Genomic DNA, 20,306 nt, shown 5'->3' with positions numbered 1-20,306 from the left:
GAGGAGCGACGAGATGTTCGAGAGGTTCACCGACCGCGCGCGGCGCGTTGTCGTCCTGGCTCAGGAAGAGGCCAGGATGCTCAACCACAACTACATCGGCACCGAGCACATCCTCCTGGGTCTGATCCACGAGGGTGAGGGTGTGGCTGCCAAGGCTCTGGAGAGCCTCGGCATCAGCCTTGAGGCCGTGCGCCAGCAGGTCGAAGAGATCATCGGCCAGGGCCAGCAGGCGCCGTCGGGCCACATCCCGTTCACTCCGCGTGCCAAGAAGGTCCTTGAGCTGTCGCTGCGCGAGGCGTTGCAGCTCGGCCACAACTACATCGGTACCGAGCACATCCTGCTCGGCCTGATCCGTGAGGGCGAGGGCGTCGCCGCCCAGGTCCTGGTGAAGCTGGGCGCCGACCTGAACAGGGTTCGCCAGCAGGTCATCCAGTTGCTGCACGGTTACCAGGGCAAGGAGCCGGCCGCCTCCGGCGGTCCCACCGAGGCGGCTCCGTCCACCTCCCTTGTGCTCGACCAGTTCGGCCGCAACCTGACGCAGGCCGCGCGGGAGAGCAAGCTCGACCCGGTCATCGGCCGGGACAAGGAGATCGAGCGGGTCATGCAGGTGCTGTCCCGCCGCACCAAGAACAACCCCGTCCTCGTGGGCGAGCCCGGCGTCGGCAAGACCGCCGTCGTCGAGGGCCTCGCACAGAAGATCGTCAAGGGCGAGGTGCCCGAGACGCTCAAGGACAAGCAGCTCTACACCCTCGACCTCGGCGCGCTGGTCGCCGGCTCCCGGTACCGCGGTGACTTCGAGGAGCGCCTGAAGAAGGTGCTGAAGGAGATCCGCACCCGCGGCGACATCATCCTGTTCATCGACGAGCTGCACACGCTCGTCGGCGCGGGCGCCGCCGAGGGCGCGATCGACGCCGCGTCCATCCTCAAGCCGATGCTGGCGCGCGGTGAGCTGCAGACCATCGGCGCGACCACGCTGGACGAGTACCGCAAGCACCTGGAGAAGGACGCCGCGCTGGAGCGCCGCTTCCAGCCGATCCAGGTCGCCGAGCCGTCGCTGTCCCACACGATCGAGATCCTCAAGGGCCTGCGGGACCGCTACGAGGCGCACCACCGCGTGTCGATCACCGACAGCGCGCTGGTCGCGGCCGCGCAGCTCGCGGACCGCTACATCAGCGACCGGTTCCTGCCCGACAAGGCGATCGACCTGATCGACGAGGCCGGCTCGCGGATGCGCATCCGCCGCATGACCGCGCCGCCGGACCTGCGCGAGTACGACGAGAAGATCGCCGACGTCCGGCGCGACAAGGAGTCCGCGATCGACGCGCAGGACTTCGAGAAGGCCGCGGCGCTGCGCGACTCCGAGAAGCAGCTGCTCGGCCAGAAGGCGCAGCGGGAGAAGGAGTGGAAGGCCGGCGACATGGACGTCGTCGCCGAGGTCACCGACGAGCTGATCGCCGAGGTCCTCGCCACCGCCACCGGCATCCCGGTCTTCAAGCTGACCGAGGAGGAGTCGACCCGGCTGCTGCGCATGGAGGACGAGCTCCACAAGCGCGTCATCGGCCAGGAGGACGCCATCAGGGCGCTCTCCCAGTCGATCCGGCGCACCCGCGCCGGGCTGAAGGACCCGAAGCGTCCCGGCGGCTCGTTCATCTTCGCCGGCCCGTCCGGCGTCGGTAAGACGGAGCTGTCCAAGACGCTCGCCGAGTTCCTGTTCGGCGACGAGGACGCGCTGATCCAGCTCGACATGTCCGAGTTCATGGAGAAGCACACCGTCTCGCGGCTGTTCGGCTCCCCGCCCGGCTACGTCGGGTACGAGGAGGGCGGCCAGCTGACGGAGAAGGTCCGCCGCAAGCCGTTCTCGGTCGTCCTGTTCGACGAGATCGAGAAGGCCCACCAGGACATCTTCAACTCGCTGCTCCAGATCCTGGAGGACGGCCGCCTCACCGACGCGCAGGGCCGTGTCGTGGACTTCAAGAACACCGTCATCATCATGACGACGAACCTGGGGTCCAAGGACATCTCCAAGGGCGTCTCCATGGGCTTCGCCCGGCAGAACGACGAGCAGGGCTCGTACGAGCGGATGAAGGCGAAGGTGTCGGAGGAGCTGAAGCAGCACTTCCGCCCCGAGTTCCTCAACCGCGTCGACGACACGGTGGTGTTCCACCAGCTCACCCCGAAGGAGATCATCCAGATCGTCGACCTGATGATCGCCAAGGTGGACGACCGACTGCACGACCGCGACATGGGCATCGAGCTGCGGCAGGAGGCCAAGGACCTGCTGGCGCTGCGCGGCTACGACCCGGTGCTCGGCGCCCGGCCGCTGCGCCGCACGATCCAGCGGGAGATCGAGGACAGCCTGTCCGAGAAGATCCTGTACAACGAGCTCAAGCCCGGGCAGATCGTGATCGTCGGTACCGAGGGCTTCGACCCGGAGAACACGGACTCGGCGGAGAACGCCAAGTTCACGTTCAAGGGCGTCCCGAAGCCGTCCACCGTCCCGGACAGCCCGCCGCCCATCGAGGGCGCGGTCAACTTCAACAAGGACTGACGTCCTGCGCAAAGGCCCGCGGCCGGATCCGTCCGGTCGCGGGCCTTTCGCATGCGCGGGGGCCTCCTGGGAGCAGAGCGGCCTCACCGAAGTGTCATAGCCGACGCCTAGTGTTCGAACATGTATTCGAATGCGATCGGATCGGCGGCGGAGTTCGGCCGCCGGGCAAGCGAGGGTGATCTGGCGCACGCGTTCCTGCGGGATGTGCGGGCCCGCGCGCCGGCCCGGCTTCCGATCTTCCGGTCGCAACTGCAGGGCGAGCTGCTCGCGCGGCTCCTGCTGGGACCGGCCCGCGAGGTGTCGATGCTCGACCTCGCCGTGATGCTCCGGACCGATCTGGCGTCGGTGATGCGCGAGGTGGAACGGCTGGCGCGCGCCGACCTTCTCACGCTTCGCCGGACCCTGGCCGGTCGCCTGGTGGCCGGGAACACCGCAAGCCCCTTGTACGAGCCGCTCGCACGCCTCCTGACGCTGACGTGCGGCCCGGCGGCGGTGATCGAGGAGGAGTTCGGGCGTCTCCGCGGTGTCCGCGAGATCTACCTGTTCGGTGCCTGGGCAGACCGTCATGCCGACAGGCCGGGCGATCAGCCGGGGGACGTGGAGGTCCTGGTCATCGGCGAGCTCTCACCCGACATTGTCCACGACGCGGCGCAGGAGGCCGCGGCACGCCTGGGCCTGCCGGTCCACCCGGTCGTGCGGGCGCCCTCGGAATGGGAGGACGACACCGACCCCTTCCTACGCGAGATCCGAAGCGGCCCCCTGACAAAGCTCTGAGAACCAAGCCAGAACGTTCGAGGCGGCCACCTAAGGGTGCGTTGACGCGCGTCGCGCGGCCGAGGGGGGCACCACAGGCGCCACGGGGGACGGCAGGGCGCGCACAGCGCATGGGCGCGTGTAGGGGTCAGGGGGTGTTGGGTTGGGCGGGGGTGGTCAGCCAGGTGTTGATCTCCTTGTGCAGGCGGGTCTTGGTCGGTGGCGGGGCGAAGGAGGCTTCGGTGGCGGCGTGGGCCAGGTCGGCGAGGGTCGCGTCGTCGTAGCCGAAGGTGTCGCGGACCCGGGTGTACTCGGTGGTGAGGGGCGTGCCGATCAAGGAGGGGATGTCGGTGTTGAGGGTGACGACCAAGCCCGCGTCGCGGAGCCGGGGGAGGGGGTGGGTGTCGAGGGTCGAGGCGAAGCCCAGGGCGACGTTGGAGGACGGGCACACTTCGAGCGGGATCCCGCGTTCTCGCACCTCCGCCACGAGATCCGGGTCGTCCAGGACACGGATGCCGTGGCCGAGCCGCTCGGTGCGGCCCGGACCGAGCGCCTGCCGGATGCTGGCCGGGCCCTCGCCCTCGCCCGCGTGGTGGACGACGTGGAGCCCGGCGTCCCGGGCGGCGGCGAACACCTCGGTGAACGGGTCCCCGGGGTGGGCCTCGTCGCCGGCGAGGCCGATGGCGACCACGCGGTCATGGCGGCGGGCGAGGTCGAGGGTCCGCCAGGCACGGTCCACCGAGCGGCGGCGGGAATGGTCGAGGATGAGGCGGCACTCGATCCCGAAGGCGTCCTGACCGGCCTCCAGGCCCTCCAGGACGGCCGCGAGCGGCATGCCCATATCGCCGAGGCGCTCGCCGTGCGCGGCGGCCGTGAAGGAGACCTCGGCGTAGCGGGTGCCCTGGGCGGCCTCGTCCTCGCAGTACTCGTAGGCGATCCGGCGGAAGTCGGCGGGCTGCCGCAAGCATGCGCGGACGAGGTCGTTCTGCGCGAAGAAGGAGGCGAAATCGCCGAACCGGCCGACGTTGTCAGGGATCTGTACGCCGTTGGCCGTGCCGATCTCGCGGAGCGTGCTCCACCGCACGGTGCTTTCCAGATGGACGTGCAGGTGGGCTTTGGGCAGGGTCAGTAGATCGCGCACGGCCGTACGGTACGGGCCCGTCGGCAGGCTGACCAACCATTATTCGCGTCGACCTCGCGCCACCGACGACGTCGCCGCGCACGATGTGCTCACGGCGCCCGGATGGAACCGCTTGCGCCTCTGGATCGCCCAACGGTCGACGTCCGGCCGATCGGCCGGCATCCGGTGAGGAGCCCACGAGCATCGTGTTGAACAGAGTCCACCGCATCGAGGACGGGCGGCGCATCGAAGGGGTCGTGCGTCCCGTCTTCATCCACAACTTCTCGTACCACCTCACGAACCTGCTGGTGTTCGCGGACGGTGCGATCAACTGCTGGGAATGGGTCGACCTGGACGGCCTGCGCGAGAAGCTCGAAAGCGGCTGGGTGGTGACGGAGGTACCCGAGGGCGGTGAGATCAGCGCGTTCGAACTGGGCCGCTGGAAGGTCTCGGAACCCATGTTCGGCCTCACCGCGGAGATGCTTCTGGGGGAGGTGGCCGACGACATCGAGAAGTTGAACGACCGTCCCGACTCCACCGACCGCTGCATGGCGGCGCTGGACCGGTACCTGGAGTCGCGCGACGAGGCCGACCGGCTGGCGCTGCGGGAGGCGTACCTGGCCATCCCCGAGCACAAGCGCCATTACTCGCTCGGCGACATGAACTACAAGGACCGGCCGCTGGTCTTCCTGTGCACGGATATCGGCGAGCGCCCCATAGGCGGATGGTTCGACGATGACGAGATCACCGAGGACATGCGCGAATGGGCGCTGGCGTACTTCGCCGACCGGGACCGGGCGCGGGCCGAGTACGAATCCAAACGCCCGGCGGACGACCCGGCCGAGCCGGCGGAAGGGACGATCCACCTCGGCGGACGCGTATTTCCAAAAGGCTGGCCAGAGGACGCGGGAATCGACGCGCTGCAGAACGACTGCCCGGCCCCGATCGAGGTCGGAGAGGTCGTCTACCCGTCGGTCGTGCACGCCTACTGGGCCCTGTCCACCGCCGATCCCAGGGCGCGGGAGCGGATCCGCGCGGCCGGGCGCCCGTACGACGCCCAGAAGATCGCCGAGGGCGCGCCCCGCGTGCAGGACTGGCCGCAGATCCGGACGGCGGTGATGGCAGGCCTCCTGCGTGCCAAATACGCACAGCATCCCGACCTGGCGAAAGTGCTGCTCGGAACGGGCGACGCGCCCATCGCTTACACCGGGATGGAGTCCGACCACTGGATCACGCGTGGCGGAATGGGGCGTAACTGGGTGGGGCGCCTTCTCGAACTCGTCCGCTCCGAAATGCGGGCCCAAAAATCCGGCATTCCCTTTCCCTGACGCGCCCCACGCGCCTAAGATGATCAACTCTGTCATCGGGGAAGGGAAATGCTGTGAAGCAGAGGCTGGTGTACGGGGCGGTCGGGTTAGTGACCGCGGCGGCGCTGGCGGGTTGCACCGCCGCGCCGGGACGGGTCGAGGCGGCGCCGGTCGCCGACGTGGGGAAGACGAGCAAGGTCGCGGAGCAGCTGCGGCAGGTCATGGACCGGCTCAGGTTCCAGGAGGTGCTCGACACGGCGCCGCCGACCACGGCGCAACTCCGCTCGGCGCGGAATCCCATCGACAAGGAGGCCCAGCGCACGCGCCCGTTCGCCGCGGCCGACCCCAAGCCGATCGTCCAGCAGCCGCAGATGGACGCGACGATCATCGAACTGGACAAGCGGGGCCGCCCCGTCTCGTCCGGCACCGTTCTGATGAGCCCGCGCCACCAGCACGGCGTCGTCGTGCCCGTGGACCGGAACCTGTCCACCACGAGCGTGCGCTGGCGCCAGTGGGACGATGCCGGGTGGTACAAGAACAAAGGTCAGGGGACCATCGACGTGGTTCCGGGCAGGGAGAACGCGCCCCTCGACCACATGCTCGACTATCCCGCGTCCGTCCTGAAGCTCATGGTCAACTTCGGGGTTCTGCGGCTCGTCGACCAGGGCGAGATCAAGCTCGACGACACCTACTCCTACGCCCCGACCGAGATCAGCCCCCTGTGCGGCGAGGCCACCAGCAACACCGTCCGCAAGTACATGGACGCGTCGCTGACGTCGTCGTCCAACGCCGCGTCATGCGCGCTGATCAAGCTGCTGCACGACCACCATGCCGTCGACTCGCTCAACCAGGCGTTCCAGGACCTCGGCCTTGAGACGCTCCAGCTCAAGGGCACCAGGGCCTCCAACGGCGGCCGCTGGTCGAACGAGATCACGATGAGCTCGCTCGACACCGCCAAGCTGCTCACCCTCGTCAACGGCGCTCCCGGCACCGTATGGACGGCGCCGAACGGCAAGCCCGTGAAGAGCGACGACGTGCTGAGCCCGGCGTCGCGCAAGTTCTTCCGCGCGGAGCTCGCGCAGCAGGGCTTCAACGACATGCTGTCAACGACGAACTGGTGCGGCGGGACGTATCCGGCGGCCGGCCTGCCGAACGCCGCCCCGAAGCGCTGGATCGGCGCGGACGGCACCGTGACCGTCGACGGCAACAAGTTCGGCCGCGACGTCCGTCCCTGCAACAAGCGGGCCGAGGTCACGTTCGCGCACAAGACGGGCTGGGTGAACAACTCGGGGGCCGACGCGGGAATCGTCCGTGCCCTGCCCGGCAAGGGCGGCCGCAGCTACGTCATCGTCGTCTTCTCGAACCTCGGCACGCAGTACGTCGACGCCGGGCGCCCCGAGACGCCCCCCGGAATCTTCCCGTTCTCGTTCACCGAGAAGTTCGCGAAGCTGGGCCGGACCATGGACTCCTACGAGAAGCGCCGCGCCGGTCACTGAGGGAGGGCGTAGCGGCCGTCCTCCAGCGGGTCCACCAGGCCGTCGGCGATGAGAGCGTCCAGGGCGCGTTCGCGTTGGACGGCGTCCGACCAGACGACGTCGAGGGCCGGTTTCGGCACCGGACCCTCGGCGTCGCGTAGGACGGCGAGGATTCGGCCGCGGCACTGGCGGTCCGTGCCGGCGTACGTCTGGCCGCGGCGCGGCGGGCCGTCGTAGGCGGGTCGGCCGGCGAGCTGCCACGCGCATTGGCCGATCACCGGGCAGTCGACGCAGCGCGGGGTGCGGGCGGTGCAGACCAGCGCGCCCAGTTCCATGACGGCGACGGCCCAGCGCGCGGCGGTCGCCGGATCGGCCGGCAGCAGGCGCTCGGCGCGTTCGACCTCGGCCTTCGTCTGCGACTTCGGCGGGTACTCGTCCCCGGACAGCAGCCGGGCCAGCACGCGCCGGACATTGGTGTCCAGGACAGCGTGCCGCTGGCGGAACGCGAAGCTCGCGACGGCGGCGGCCGTGTAGGCGCCGATGCCGGGAAGCGCCAGCAGGTCCGCATGCGACGACGGCACCTCGCCGCCGTGCCGTTCGGTGATCGCCCGGGCGCTCTCGTGCAGCCGCAGCGCGCGCCGCGGGTAGCCGAGCCGCCCCCACGCCCGGACGGCCTCGCCGGACGGTTCGGCGGCCAGCGCCGCGGGTGCCGGCCAGCGGGTCAGCCACGCGTCCCACACGGGCAGGACGCGGGAGACCGGCGTCTGCTGAAGCATGATCTCGCTGACGAGGACGCCCCAGGGGGTCGCGTCCGGCGCCCGCCACGGGAGATCCCGGGCGTTCGCCTCGTACCAGTCGAGGATCGGGGCGGTGTACACGGAGTTGAGGTTCATGGCGCGTCGCCATTGTGGCACGCGGCGGGTCGGCCCCTCTTTCCGGTTCGGTGAATGCATACTGACCGCATGGGGGCGAGCACTGAACGTGACCGGGCCGGTTCGGGACTCGATCAATACTGGCGGCGGCGCGTGGTGGCCCTCGGCGGCGTTCTCGGCGCCGTCGGACTGCTGGCCTGGGCGTGCGCCGGAGGCACCGGCGGCGCGGGGGAGGACGAGCCGGTCCGGAACGCGGGCGCCGCGGACAGCGCGAGCCCTCCTCCGCCGCCCAGCGCGATGCCGACGGTCACCGTCACCACGACGACCACACCCGAGCCGCCGGAGCCGGCCGACGGAGGTCCCTGCGACGACAAGGACCTCGTCGTCAACATGTCCGTCCCGAAGAACACCTACCAGGGTTCCGAACGGCCTGAATTTCGCATCACGGTCGTCAACACGGGCAAGGGTTCCTGCGCGTTCGACACGGGATGGCTGGACGTCCGCATCACGTCGGGTGCGGATCGGATCTGGTCGTCCGACAGGTGCCGCAAGGGCAAGGCGCCGAAGGAGACGCTCCGGCGGGGCATCCCCTACGTCGACAACGTCGCGTGGGGCCGCCAACGCGGCTGCGAAGCCGCCGCCCATGCCCGTCCCGGCACCTACGTGGCCGCCTTGAAGGGCGCGAAGGTCAAGAAACTGATCTTCAGTCTCCGCTGAGCCGGGCACGCTGTGCCCGGCCTGGATTCAGGGTCACACGTAGCGTTCGAGGATGGACGACTCGGCCAGGCGGGAGAGGCCCTCCCGGACGCTGCGGGCACGCGACTCGCCGACACCGCCGACGGCCTGGAGGTCGTCGATGCTGGCGGCGAGAAGCTTCTGCAGGCCGCCGAAGTGCTCGACGAGGCGTTCGACGACCATGCCGGGCAGCCGGGGCACCTTGGCGAGCAGCCGGAAACCCTTGGGGCTGACGGGAAGGTCGAGAGCGTCCGGGCCGGAGAAGCCCATCACCTCGGCCACCGTGGACAGATCCAGGAGGTCGTTGGCCGACAGGGTGTCCAGCGCGGAAAGGATGGCGTCCACGCCGCGGGCGCGGGTGTCGTCGGACGGGTAGTCGCGGACGATCAGTTCCCGGTCGGCGTCGACGCCGGACACCAGCTCGTCCAGCTGGAGGGAGAGGAGCCGGCCGTCGGTGCCGAGCTCGACGACATAGCCCTCGATCTCGTCGGCGATGCGGCGCACCATCTCAAGGCGCTGGACGACGGCGCTGACGTCCCGGACGGTGACGAGGTCCTCGATCTCCAGCGCGGACAGGGTGCCGGACACCTCGTCGAGCCGGAGTTTGTAGCGTTCGAGCGTCGCCAGGGCCTGGTTGGCCTTGGACAGGATGGCCGCCGAGTCCTCCAGGACGTAGCGGATGCCGTCCAGATACAACGCGATGATGTGCATCGACTGGCTCACCGAGATGACCGGCAGGCCGGTCTGGCGGGCCACGCGTTCCGCAGTGCGATGGCGGGTGCCCGACTCTTCGGTGGGGAGGGTCGAGTCCGGCACGAGGTGGACGGCGGCGCGGACGATGCGGGTGTGGCTGTCGTCGAGGACGATCGCGCCGTCCATCTTGGCGAGCTCGCGCAGCCGGGTGGCGGAGAACTCGACGTCGAGCTCGAAACCGCCCGTGCAGAGTTCCTCGACCGGCTTGTCGTAGCCGAGCACGATCAGGCCGCCGGTGTGGCCCCGCAGAATCCGTTCGAGCCCGTCGCGGATCTGGGTGCCGGGAGCCACCGCGGCCAACGTGGCGCGGCGTCGTTCGTCATGACCCTTGTCGTGTGATGGCACCTGACCCCCGGAGGTCGCTGGACGGCGTCAGTTTACCGAGGCGGGCCGCGCCCCGGTTCCTCCCCAGGTCGCATGCCCGAGTTGTATGCAGTAATACTCTGGCGTGACTTCCGTCAGGGTGCCGTAAACGACACCTGGAGCGCCTGTTTCAGGCTGTCGACCTCCATCACCTTCATGCCCTCGTAGCTGCTGAGCTGCGGATCCGCGCGTTTGAGCGGCGACCCGTCGGCGAGTTCGAGGGAGCCGCGCGGGACCACGGCGTGCTTGAACCCGAGCCGGGCCGCCTCGGCGAGCCGCCGCTGGACGCCGGGCACGACGCGGACCTCCCCCGCGAGGCCGACTTCGCCGAGCGCGATCAGGCTGTTGGACAGCGCCTGCTCGACCGTGGACCCGGCGACGGACAGCGCGAGCGCCAGGTCGACGGACGTCTCGGTGAGCCGCACCCCGCCGACCGTCGAGACGTACACGTCCTGCTCGTGCATGGAGATCTTGCAGCGCTGCGCGAGGACGGCGAGGACCATCGCGACGCGGGACGTGTCGAGCCCGGACGTCGCCCGCCGCGGCGCCGGCAGATGCGACTTCGCGACCAGCGACTGCACCTCCGCGACCAGCGGCCGCCGCCCCTCCAGGGTCACGGTCACGCACGTCCCCGGCACGGGCTCCTCGCGGCGGGTCAGGAACAGGCCGCTCGGGTCGGGCAGCCCGACGATGCCGACCTCGGACAGGTCGAAGCAGCCCAGCTCGTCCGTCGGCCCGTAGCGGTTCTTCACCGCGCGGATCATGCGGAGCCGGGAGTGCCGGTCGCCCTCGAAGTACAGGACGACGTCGACCAGGTGCTCCAGCAGCCGTGGCCCGGCGATCGCGCCCTCCTTCGTGACGTGGCCGACCAGCACGACGGTGATGCCGCGCTCCTTCGCGACCCTGATCAGGTTGGCCGCGACCTCCCGGATCTGGGTGACGCCGCCGGGCGCGCCGTCCACCTCGGACGTCCCGATCGTCTGGATCGAGTCGACCACGAGAAGCGTCGGCTCCACCGAGTCGATGTGCCCGAGGACGGCGGACAGCTCCATCTCCGCCGCCAGGTACAGGTGGTCCGTGATCGCCCCGACCCGGTCGGCGCGGAGCCGCACCTGCTCGGCCGACTCCTCACCCGTCACGTACAGGACGTTCCTGCCCGCGCCGTCCGAGCCCGTCGAGGCCAGCGCGGCGACCTCCAGCAGCAGCGTCGACTTCCCGATGCCCGGTTCGCCCGCCAGCAGCAGGACGGCCCCCGGCACGATCCCGCCCCCGAGCACCCGGTCCAGCTCGTCCAGCCCCGTCGGGCGCGTCTGCGCCGTCCGGACGTCGACCTTCCCGATCGGACGCGCCGGCGCGCTGACCGGCCCGGCGGACACGACCCGCGCCGGAGTCGCGGACGCCGCCTCGGTGACCGTCCCCCACGTCTGGCATTCGCCGCAGCGTCCCACCCACTTGGACGTCTGCCACCCGCACTCCGAGCACCGGTAGGCGGCCTTAGCCGTCTTAGCCTTCGCCATGCGCGGCAGCCTAAAGCCACGCACCGACAGTGCTGGCCCAGGGGTAGCGACCCCCCTGGAACCCCCCGTCACGAGCCGGTCGATCCTCACGCCACGGCTGAGGTCACCGTGACCGTGCGGGTTTGTGGTGTGTCGCTGCGGTCGCCCGGCTCGACGGGCATGCGCGCTCCGCTCGCTGCACTCGCTCCACGCGCCTGCCCGCGCCCCGGCTGAGGCTCAGACCCAGGGGCCCCGTGGGCTAATCGGTTTGTTTGCGGGCTCGTTGTATTAGGTCGCCGAGGTGGTCGGAGACTGTGCTGGGGCGTTCGAGCATGGCCATGTGGCCGGCGGTGGGGATGATCTCCAGGCGGCCGGACGGGACGCAGGAGGCGATCTTGAGGCTGTGCTCGACCGGGGTGAGCATGTCGTTCTCCGCGCCGATGACGAGGGTGTCGGCGGCGCCGAGGGACGCGCAGTCGCTGATCACCTCGGTCGTGATCATGGAGCGGAAGAAGTCGACGAAGGCGTCCATCCGGGTCTCGGTCATCATCTGCTCGGCGAACGCGACCGCGGCGGGGCCGGCGTCCGGGCCGAAGGCGATGAGGTCCTCGATGAGGGTGGCGGCGTCGCGGCCGAGGTGGCGGACCCGCTCGATGGCGCCCGAGCCCGCGCCGAGGGCGCCGAGCGCGCGCGGGAGGACGCGTTGCGTGGTCCGTGCGACCAGCGTCGGCAGGCCGAGCGTGACCTCGCCCAAGCCGCCGGACGACGTGCAGAGCAGCCCCGTCGCGAGGATCTTTCGTCCGAGGAGTTCGGGGTTCTCGTCGGCGTACCGCAGGACGGTCATGCCCCCCATGGAGTGCCCGACGAGGACGACGGGCGTCTCGGCGGGGACGGTCGCGTCGATGACGGCGGCGAGGTCGCGGGCCAGGCGGGGGACGGCGTAGCCGTCGCGGGCGCCGCCGTCGGAGCGGCCGTGGCCGCGGTGGTCCCAGAAGACGAGCCGGCCGAGGCCGCGCAGGGCCTTGCGCTGGAAGTGCCAGGAGTCCTGGGTGAGCGTCCAGCCGTGGGAGAACACGACGGCGAGGTCGGTGCGGTCCTCGCCGTCGATCTCGGCGTACAGGCGCGTGCCGTCGTCGGCGCGGACGGGGCAGGGACGGCCGCGCAGCGATCCGAAGGGCTCGCCGGCGAACGGGTCGGGCCGCAGCTGCAGGCGGCGCATGGCGCGGCGCTGGGCGACCATCCCGGCGCCGGCGCCCGCGGCGCCGAGGGCGGTGGCGGCGAGAGCGCCGCGAAGCATGGACGCGGTGACGGGAGTCGTCTTGGCGGTGCGGCCCATGGTCCGTCCCTCCTGTGACTAACTAGTCAGTAACTCAGGGGCAACGCCACCACAAATTCACCGCATAGTCCACCTCAAGACCAGGGTGATCGCGCAGGCAGGCGTCGGCGAGATCGGGCGGGAACTCGATCCGGAGCACCGCGGCCAGATCCTCCCTGTTCTGGAACGACCACCGGATCAGCAGGGGTTCGCGGGAGAAGCCGCGGCGGGTCCAGAACCGCTCGACCGCGTCCGGATCGTACTTGGGCAGGCTGCGCCGGAACCAGCGGCCGAACGTGGAGCGGGTCGCGTCGTTGTCGATGATGAAGATCGCCCCGCCGCGCCGGACGACCCGGTCGAGTTCGCGCAGGCCCGGCTCGCAGCCCGGCCCGAAGAAGTACGCCCAGCGGACGTGGACGACGTCGATCGAGGCGTCCGGAAGCGGCAACGCCTGAGCGGTGCCGACACGGACGGTGACGTTGGGAAGGTCGCGCGTCCGCCGCGCGGCGGCCGAGGCGAGGCCCGCGTGCGGCTCGACGCCGATCACGCGGTGCGCGTCCGCGGCGAAGAACGGAAGGTGGAATCCGGTGCCGCAGCCGAGGTCCAGGACGTCCGACCCCGTCCAGGGGCGGATCGCCCGCATCGCGTCGGCCAGCACGCCGTCCGGGTCGACGGCGCGGTTCTCCAGCTCGTAGACATGAGGGGAGTTCCAGATGTTGGGACTGGGTACGGCGCCCGGCGCGATCTCGGCCACGGGGACAGAGAGTAGCCGCGCCCGCGGCGGAGAAACCCAGATCACCGCAGGCGAGTGTTTCATCACGGCCGCCGCCGCATAGGCTTTCCTTGCGTACACTGCCGAGCGATCATTCCTGGCGAGGAAGCCTTGACCCCGCAGCACAACGGCGTCTCTTCACCCGTGCTCCGCGTGCCGGACGCGCCGATCACGCTCTCCACCGCGTCGGTCTACCCGGAGAAGGTACCGAGCGCCTTCGAGATCGCCGCGCTGCTGGGGTACGACGGTATCGAGGTCATGGTCTCGACGGACGCCTCGTCCCAGGACCTGAACGTCCTGCGCCGCCTGTCCGACTACCACCAGGTCCCGATCAAGTCGATCCACGCGCCCTGCCTGCTGCTCACCCAGCGGGTGTGGGGGCGCGACCCGTGGGGCAAGCTGGTGCGCTCCAAGGACGTCGCCGAGGAACTGGGCGCCGAGGTCGTCGTCGTCCACCCGCCGTTCCGCTGGCAGCGCGACTACGCCAAGGAGTTCGTCGAGGGCCTCGCCCGCATGCAGGACGAGACGGACGTCCTGTTCGCGGTCGAGAACATGTTCCCGCTCAAGGCTCGTGGCGCGGAGGCGGGCATGTACCTGCCCGACTGGAACCCCGTCGACCAGGACTACCCGTACGTGACGCTCGACCTGTCCCACACCGCCGTTTCGGGTTCCGACGCCATCGACATGGCGGAGAGCCTGGGCGACCGTCTGCGGCACATCCACTTGGCCGACGGTGTCGGCGTCATGAACAAGGACGAGCATCTCGTTCCGGGCCGGGGCAACCAGCCGTGCGGCCCGATGCTGGAGAGCCTCGCGGAGGGCGGCTTCCGGGGGCACGTCGTCCTGGAGGTCAACACGCGGCGCGCGTCCAGCCGGGTGGAGCGGATGGAGGATCTCGCCGAGGCCCTGGCGTTCGCCCGCCTGCACCTTGCCGCGGCCGACCACACCTGGGAGGTCACCTCGGCGGGCGAGATCACCCGCCGGGGCGTGCGGCGGTGACGGACCCGAGACCCGCCGGGAGCCGGACGCGGGGGCCGGGTCGCCGGCCCGGCCCGACCGAGACCCGCGAGAAGATCCTGGCCGAGGCGCGCGACCTGTTCGCCGAGAAGGGCTACGACGGGGCGTCGCTGCGCGCCATCGCCCGCGCCGCCGGCGTCGACCCCGCCCTCGTCCATCACTTCTTCGGCAACAAGGAGGGCGTGTTCATCGAGGCGATGCGCTTCCCGGTGGACCCCTCCGTCCTGCTGCCGCGGATCCTGTCGGCTCCCCGGGACCGTCTCGGCGAGCTGATGGTCCGCACGTTCCTGGACGTGTGGCGGGACGCCGACCGCCGGGCGCCGATGCTGGCGATGCTCCGCTCGGCGATGACGAACGAGCGGGCGGCGGCGCTGATGCGCGAGTTCGTCGCGTCCGCGCTGTTCGGGCGGGCCAGGCAGGCCACGGACGCGTCGCCGCTCGGGATCCAGGCGGCCGCCGGCCAGATGATCGGCCTGATGATCCTGCGGTACGTGCTCTGCATCGAGCCGCTGGCCTCCGCCTCCGAGGACGAGCTGATCGAGCTGGTGGCGCCGACCATCCAGCGCTACCTCACGTCCTGAGCCTCACGAGAACCCTTGACCCGGCCCCCGTGTCGGCTTAAATTCAACACATGATGAGTTCTAGTTCGGCGAGCACCGCCGACCCGACGGTGGACGTGCGCGACCTGCGGGTCGTCCGCGGCGGCCGGGAGGTGCTGCACGGGCTCACCTTCCAGGTCCCGCACGGCTCGATCGTGGGGCTGCTCGGTCCGAGCGGCTGCGGGAAGACCACCCTGATGAGGGCGCTCGTCGGCGTCCAGATCGTGCGGAGCGGCACGGTGACCGTGCTCGGCGACCCCGCGGGATCGCCCGGCCTGCGGCGCCGCGTCGGGTACGCGACGCAGCGGCCGGCCGTCTACGCCGACCTCACCGTCACCGAGAACCTGCGCTACTTCGCGTCCGTCCTGCGGGCCCCGCGCTCGGACGTCGACCGCGTCATCGACGAGGTCGGGCTCGGCCGGAGCCGCGACCAGACGGCGGCGACGCTGTCCGGCGGGCAGCTCAGCCGCGCCAACCTCGCCGTCGCGCTGCTGGGCGCGCCCGAGCTGCTCGTCCTGGACGAGCCGACCGTCGGCCTCGACCCGGTGCTGCGGCAGGAGCTGTGGGAGCTGTTCCGGGAGCTGGCCGAACGGGGCGCCACCCTCGTCGTGTCCAGCCACGTCATGGACGAGGCGGGCCGCACCGACCGGCTGCTGCTCATGCGCGAGGGCGTGGTCCTCGCCGACGGCACACCGGACGGGCTGCGCTCCCGCACCGGGACGCCCGACCTGGAAGCGGCGTTCCTCCACCTGATCACCGAGAAGGCCGGGAGCCCGACATGAGCGCCGCCGTCACCTTCGCCACGATGCGGCGCATCCTGGCGCAGCTCAAGCACGACCACCGCACCCTCGCGCTGCTGATCGGCGTGCCGACACTGCTGATGATCCTGCTGCGGTACGTGTTCGACCAGCCGGCCGTCTTCGACCGGATCGGGCCCATGCTGCTCGGCCTCTTCCCGTTCATCGTGATGTTCGTCGTGGCCAGCGTCGCCACCCTCCGCGAGCGGACGAGCGGCACCCTCGAACGGCTGATGACCATGCCGCTCGGCAAGCTGGACCTGCTGCTCGGCTACGCGTTCGCGTTCGGCCTGCTCGCGCTGGTCCAGGTCGCCGTCGTGCTGGCCATCTCGCTGACCTGGCTCGACCTGGACCTGGACGGCTCGCTCGGCTCGCTGGTCCTGGTCTCCCTGCTGGACGCGCTGCTCGGCATGGCGCTCGGCCTGTTCGCCAGCGCGTTCGCCCGGACCGAGTTCCAGGCCGTCCAGTTCATGCCGGCGTTCGTCCTGCCCCAGCTGCTGCTCTGCGGCCTGATCGTCCCGCGCGAGAACATGGCGGGCTGGCTCCAGGCGATCGCGGACGTCCTGCCGCTGTCCTACGCGGTCGAGGGCATGCAGGAGATCAGCGGCAGCCCCGACTTCACCGGCACCCTGGCCCTCGACGTCTCGGTGATAGCCGCCTTCGCCGTCGTCGCCCTCCTCCTGGGCGCGATAACCCTGAGGCGCCGCACGGCATGACCCGTAAGGGGCGGGTCGGGTTTACCGGGTGGGCCGCTTCCGCCTTAATCGGACAGGTGGGTCGAACTGGGCCATCCCCGCCCGAGGGGGCTGGTAGCTTCGCGCCATGACCTCCCCAGATCTTTCCGGTTCACAGGCGTCGCAGGGGCCCGACGAGGCTTCGCGGCCGTCCGCGGGGGCCCAGGCCACCGAGGCGCCGGGTGCCCCTGGGGCGGACGCCGAGAACGCGTTCTGGGGCGGGGGCGACGGGGACGGCGGCGGGGAGCGTGCGCGGAAGCGCCGGTGGCCCCGGATCCTGATCGCGGTCGGGGTGTTCCTGGCGCTGGTCGTGGCCGGGCTCGGCGGGCTCGTGTGGCAGCGGCAGTCGTCCTACAACGGCAACATCGACCGGATCAAGGGCGTGATGCCGGACGACGGCTCGAAGCGCCCCGGCCCGAGCGCCGCGGGCACCGAGAACTGGCTGCTCGTCGGGTCGGACTCGCGCGCCGCCGCCACGACCGGGGAGGGCAACAACGTCTGGAAGCCGGGGCAGCAGCGCACGGACACGATCATGCTGCTGCATCTGCCGGCGGACCGGAAGAAGGCCTACATCGTCTCGTTCCCGCGCGACTCGTGGGTGGAGATCCCCGGCTACGGCCGGCAGAAGATCAACGCGGCGTTCTCCTTCGGCGGGCCGAAGCTGCTGATCGAGACGATGGAGAACCTCACCGGGATCCGCATCGACCACTACGGCGCGATCGACTTCGAGGGGTTCAAGTCGATGACGGACGCGCTCGGCGGCGTCACCGTCAACATCAGGCAGAGCGTGTACGACCCGGCGCGCAAGAAGCAGTGGGCGGCGGGCAGGCAGAAGCTGAACGGCGAGGAGGCGCTGCTGTTCGTCCGGCAGCGCTACAACCTGCCGAACGGCGACTTCGACCGGATCAAGCGGCAGCAGGCGTTCCTCGGCGCGCTCGCCAAGCAGGCCGCCGACCGCGGCACCCTCACCAACCCGCTCAAGCTCGACAGGTTCCTGTCGGCGCTCACCAAGTCGATCAGCGTGGACGAGGGCGTGTCGGCGGGCGACCTGCGCTCGCTGGCGCTCAGCATGCGGGACGTGCGGGCCTCGGACGTGATGTTCATGACGCTGCCGCACAAGGGCACCGGCATGCGCAACAAGCAGAGCGTCGTGTTCCTGGACACGACGAACGCGAAGGCGCTGTTCGAGGCCGTCAAGACCGCGCAGATGGCGGAGTACGTGAAGCAGCACGGCGCCGGCAACAGCCTCGGCACCGTGTCGTGATCGCCGGCGGCCGCGGCGGGCATAACCTGGGACGGTAAGGCCCAGGGACAAGGGGTTCGCACAGTGCTTCGTCAGGCGTTGCTCGTCGCGTCGCGCAGCGGTGGCGCGCGCAGGGTCATGGAGACCGCGCCGTTCACCGGCGACGTCGTCCGCCGCTTCATCGCCGGGGAGACGATCGAGGACGCGGCACGCGTCACGAACGACCTGACCGGTGAGGGCCTGCTCGTCACCTTGGACGTCCTGGGCGAGGACACGCACGACGAGGCGCACGCCGAAGCGAACGTCACGCACTACGTCGAGCTTCTGGAACGTCTTGGTGCCGCTGGTCTCGGCACACGCGCAGAGGTGTCACTGAAGCTCTCCGCCATCGGGCAGACCTTCGACGCAGACCTCGCCGTGGAGAACGCAAGGCGGGTCTGTGCCGCCGCCCGTTCCGCCAGTACGACGGTCACCCTCGACATGGAGGAGCACGCGACCGTCGACTCGACGTTGGGTGTCGTCCAGGAACTACGGCGAGACTTCCCGGACGTGGGCGCGGTCATCCAGGCGTACCTGCGGCGCGCTGAGGAGCACTGCGCGGAACTGGCCTACGAGGGTTCGCGCGTAAGGCTGTGCAAGGGCGCCTACGCGGCACCGACGGCGGTCGCCTTCACCGACAAGGAAGAGATCGACCGGTCGTATGTGCGGTGCATGAAGGTCCTGATGGCAGGCAAGGGCTACCCGATGCTCGCCACGCACGACCCCCGGCTCATCGACATCGCGGGTGCGCTGTCCACTCTGAACGAGCGTGACGCCGACACGTTCGAGTACCAGATGCTCTACGGGATCCGCCCGCAGGAGCAGCGCCGTCTCGCCGCCCAGGGCGCGCAGGTCCGCGTCTACGTCGCCTACGGCCGCGAGTGGTACGAATACTTCATGCGCCGCCTCGCGGAGCGTCCCGCCAACCTGCGCTTCTTCATGCGCTCCCTCGTCGGGCGGTCCTGACCCCCGGCTATAGGCTGGACCGGTCGTTGAATCCCCACGTCAAGGTATGCCGATGATCGCGATTCTGGGTGCCGGGAAGATGGGCGAGGCGCTGCTGTCCGGAGTGCTCCGGGCCGGCCGCCGCCCGTCCGAGCTGATGGCGACCGCGCGCCGGGAGGAGCGCGGCGCGCTCCTCCGCGAGCGGTACGGCATCGAGATCGTGTCGAACGCGGACGCCGCCGCCAAGGCCGGGACGCTGGTCCTCGCGGTGAAGCCGCAGGACATGGGCGCCCTGCTGGACGAGGTCGGCCCGCACGTCCCGGCCGGCCGGCTGGTGATCTCCATGGCGGCGGGCATCACGACCGGGTTCATCGAGGCGCGGCTGCCGGAGGGCGTGCCCGTCGTCCGCGTCATGTCGAACACGCCCGTCCACGTGGACGAGGCGATGAGCGTGATCTCGCCCGGGTCGCACGCGGGCGAGGAGCACCTGAAGCTGGCCGAGGAGCTGCTGTCCCCGGTCGGCAAGGTGCTGCGCATCCCCGAGTCGCTGCAGGACGGCGCGACGGCCCTGTCCGGCAGCGGCCCCGCGTACTTCTACTACCTGGTCGAGGCGATGGTGGACGCGGGCATCCTGCTCGGCATGCCGCGCGCCGCCGCGCTGGAGATGGTCATCCAGTCGGCGGTGGGCGCCGCCGTCATGCTCCGCGACTCGGGCGAGCACCCGGTGCTGCTGCGCGAGGCGGTCACGTCCCCGGGCGGGACGACCATCGCGGCGATCCGCGAGCTGGAGCGGCACGGGGTGCGCGCCGCCGTCCTGGAGGCCATCGAGGCGGCCCGCAACCGGGGGCGCGAGCTGGCGGGCGGCTGACCGGCCGCCGGGACGCGGCACCCCGGGACAAAGTTCATCTTTGAACATTGATCCGGCACGGGGGGTTCGTCCGTGTAAGGAATATGGGACTCATACTCCGCCTGATCGTCGCCGCCGGACTGGCCGCCGACGCCATCGTGCACTGGAAGTTCGCTCCCGAGATGGCCTTCGTGCAGGGCGGGTCCATCGACGGAGACCTGCTGTTCCGCATCCAGGCCGCGGTCGCCGGCGTCACCGCCGTGGTGATCCTCACCTACGCGACACGCTGGGCGTACGCGCTCGCGTTCCTCGTCGCGGCGAGCGCGGTCGGCGCCCTCGTGCTCTACTACTACGTCGACATGGGCGCGCTCGGCCCGCTGCCGGACATGCACGAGCCCGTCTGGTACACGGAGAAGACGATCAGCCTCGCCGGTGAGGGCGGCGCCGCGCTGGCCGCGGTGGTCGGCTTCCTCACCGTGAAACGCGGCAGGCGCCGGCAGGAGGACGAGGTCTACGAACGCGAGCCCGCGAGCCGCTTCTGATCCGTGTCACGATTCGCCCGCCGATTCCCGCCCC

Annotated in this window: 19 protein-coding genes; 13 read left to right on the top strand and 6 right to left on the bottom strand. The window is 70.4% G+C overall.

The annotated features are described in order from the left end of the window. Nucleotides 1-13 precede the first annotated feature (13 nt). Entirely contained in the window at nt 14-2,548 is a 2,535-nt protein-coding gene (locus ACQPXG_RS43070; RefSeq protein WP_433464904.1) for an ATP-dependent Clp protease ATP-binding subunit, read from the top strand. Between the two features lie 120 nt (nt 2,549-2,668). Further along, nucleotides 2,669-3,322 carry a hypothetical protein gene (locus ACQPXG_RS43065; protein WP_433464903.1) on the top strand — a complete coding sequence of 218 codons (654 nt, stop codon included), beginning with the start codon at nt 2,669-2,671 and terminating at the stop codon, nt 3,320-3,322. Nucleotides 3,323-3,449: 127 nt separating this feature from the next. Here ACQPXG_RS43065 and add read toward each other — a convergent pair whose 3' ends face one another. Beyond that, the gene (gene add, locus ACQPXG_RS43060) at nt 3,450-4,442 is read right to left on the bottom strand and encodes an adenosine deaminase (protein WP_433464902.1); all 993 of its coding nucleotides are present in this window, start codon (nt 4,440-4,442) and stop codon (nt 3,450-3,452) included. 185 nt (nt 4,443-4,627) lie between these two features. Between add and ACQPXG_RS43055 the strand changes: the two genes are divergently transcribed. Together ACQPXG_RS43055 and ACQPXG_RS43050 are read left to right on the top strand one after the other, a co-directional pair. After that, complete coding sequence (locus ACQPXG_RS43055; protein ID WP_433464901.1) at nt 4,628-5,749, top strand: NADAR family protein; 1,122 nt, start codon at nt 4,628-4,630, stop codon at nt 5,747-5,749. An 89-nt stretch (nt 5,750-5,838) separates the two neighbouring features. Further along, complete coding sequence (locus ACQPXG_RS43050) at nt 5,839-7,224, top strand: serine hydrolase (RefSeq protein ID WP_433464900.1); 1,386 nt, start codon at nt 5,839-5,841, stop codon at nt 7,222-7,224. Here ACQPXG_RS43050 and ACQPXG_RS43045 read toward each other — a convergent pair. Continuing rightward, nucleotides 7,218-8,096: an A/G-specific adenine glycosylase gene (locus ACQPXG_RS43045; RefSeq protein ID WP_433464899.1), complete on the bottom strand. Its 879-nt coding sequence runs from the start codon at nt 8,094-8,096 to the stop codon at nt 7,218-7,220. The genes ACQPXG_RS43050 and ACQPXG_RS43045 overlap by 7 nt on opposite strands. A gap of 69 nt (nt 8,097-8,165) precedes the next feature. Here ACQPXG_RS43045 and ACQPXG_RS43040 point away from each other — a divergent pair, with 69 nt between their 5' ends. Next, nucleotides 8,166-8,792 carry a hypothetical protein gene (locus ACQPXG_RS43040; protein WP_433464898.1) on the top strand — a complete coding sequence of 209 codons (627 nt, stop codon included), beginning with the start codon at nt 8,166-8,168 and terminating at the stop codon, nt 8,790-8,792. A gap of 33 nt (nt 8,793-8,825) precedes the next feature. Here ACQPXG_RS43040 and disA read toward each other — a convergent pair whose 3' ends face one another. From disA to ACQPXG_RS43020, 4 genes are all read right to left on the bottom strand, one after another. Further along, nucleotides 8,826-9,908 (bottom strand): DNA integrity scanning diadenylate cyclase DisA, encoded by a 1,083-nt coding sequence (gene disA, locus ACQPXG_RS43035; protein ID WP_433464897.1) that lies wholly within the window; start codon nt 9,906-9,908, stop codon nt 8,826-8,828. Between the two features lie 113 nt (nt 9,909-10,021). Next, nucleotides 10,022-11,443: a DNA repair protein RadA gene (gene radA, locus ACQPXG_RS43030; protein ID WP_433464896.1), complete on the bottom strand. Its 1,422-nt coding sequence runs from the start codon at nt 11,441-11,443 to the stop codon at nt 10,022-10,024. A 238-nt stretch (nt 11,444-11,681) separates the two neighbouring features. After that, nucleotides 11,682-12,758, bottom strand: coding sequence for an alpha/beta fold hydrolase (locus ACQPXG_RS43025; RefSeq protein WP_433464895.1), 1,077 nt, complete (start codon nt 12,756-12,758; stop codon nt 11,682-11,684). A gap of 34 nt (nt 12,759-12,792) precedes the next feature. Further along, nucleotides 12,793-13,491 (bottom strand): class I SAM-dependent methyltransferase, encoded by a 699-nt coding sequence (locus ACQPXG_RS43020; RefSeq protein WP_433464894.1) that lies wholly within the window; start codon nt 13,489-13,491, stop codon nt 12,793-12,795. A 129-nt stretch (nt 13,492-13,620) separates the two neighbouring features. Between ACQPXG_RS43020 and ACQPXG_RS43015 the strand changes: the two genes are divergently transcribed. From ACQPXG_RS43015 to ACQPXG_RS42980, 8 genes are all read left to right on the top strand, one after another. Next, the gene (locus ACQPXG_RS43015; protein WP_433464893.1) at nt 13,621-14,508 is read left to right on the top strand and encodes a sugar phosphate isomerase/epimerase family protein; all 888 of its coding nucleotides are present in this window, start codon (nt 13,621-13,623) and stop codon (nt 14,506-14,508) included. Further along, nucleotides 14,505-15,107, top strand: a complete 603-nt coding sequence (locus ACQPXG_RS43010; RefSeq protein ID WP_433464892.1) for a TetR family transcriptional regulator — start codon at nt 14,505-14,507, stop codon at nt 15,105-15,107. The genes ACQPXG_RS43015 and ACQPXG_RS43010 overlap by 4 nt, the downstream gene beginning before the upstream one ends. Nucleotides 15,108-15,157: 50 nt before the next feature. Beyond that, nucleotides 15,158-15,907 (top strand): ABC transporter ATP-binding protein, encoded by a 750-nt coding sequence (locus tag ACQPXG_RS43005; RefSeq protein ID WP_433464891.1) that lies wholly within the window; start codon nt 15,158-15,160, stop codon nt 15,905-15,907. Then, entirely contained in the window at nt 15,904-16,638 is a 735-nt protein-coding gene (locus ACQPXG_RS43000; RefSeq protein ID WP_433464890.1) for an ABC transporter permease, read from the top strand. Before ACQPXG_RS43005 ends, ACQPXG_RS43000 begins: the two co-directional genes overlap by 4 nt. 106 nt (nt 16,639-16,744) lie before the next feature. Further along, nucleotides 16,745-17,920 (top strand): LCP family protein, encoded by a 1,176-nt coding sequence (locus ACQPXG_RS42995; RefSeq protein ID WP_433464889.1) that lies wholly within the window; start codon nt 16,745-16,747, stop codon nt 17,918-17,920. Nucleotides 17,921-17,983: 63 nt separating this feature from the next. Then, on the top strand, nt 17,984-18,904 hold the full coding sequence (locus ACQPXG_RS42990; RefSeq protein WP_433464888.1) for a proline dehydrogenase family protein: 921 nt from the start codon (nt 17,984-17,986) through the stop codon (nt 18,902-18,904). A 52-nt stretch (nt 18,905-18,956) separates the two neighbouring features. Further along, nucleotides 18,957-19,751 (top strand): pyrroline-5-carboxylate reductase, encoded by a 795-nt coding sequence (gene proC, locus ACQPXG_RS42985; protein ID WP_433464887.1) that lies wholly within the window; start codon nt 18,957-18,959, stop codon nt 19,749-19,751. Nucleotides 19,752-19,834: 83 nt separating this feature from the next. Next, nucleotides 19,835-20,272 (top strand): hypothetical protein, encoded by a 438-nt coding sequence (locus ACQPXG_RS42980; RefSeq protein ID WP_433464886.1) that lies wholly within the window; start codon nt 19,835-19,837, stop codon nt 20,270-20,272. Nucleotides 20,273-20,306 lie beyond the last annotated feature (34 nt).

It is taken from the genome of Spirillospora sp. CA-128828 (genome assembly GCF_050945415.1).
In the GTDB taxonomy this organism is placed as follows: Bacteria; Actinomycetota; Actinomycetes; order Streptosporangiales; family Streptosporangiaceae; genus Spirillospora.
The sequence above is the reverse complement of the archived record's forward strand: the minus strand, read 5'-3'. Positions and strand labels throughout refer to the sequence as shown.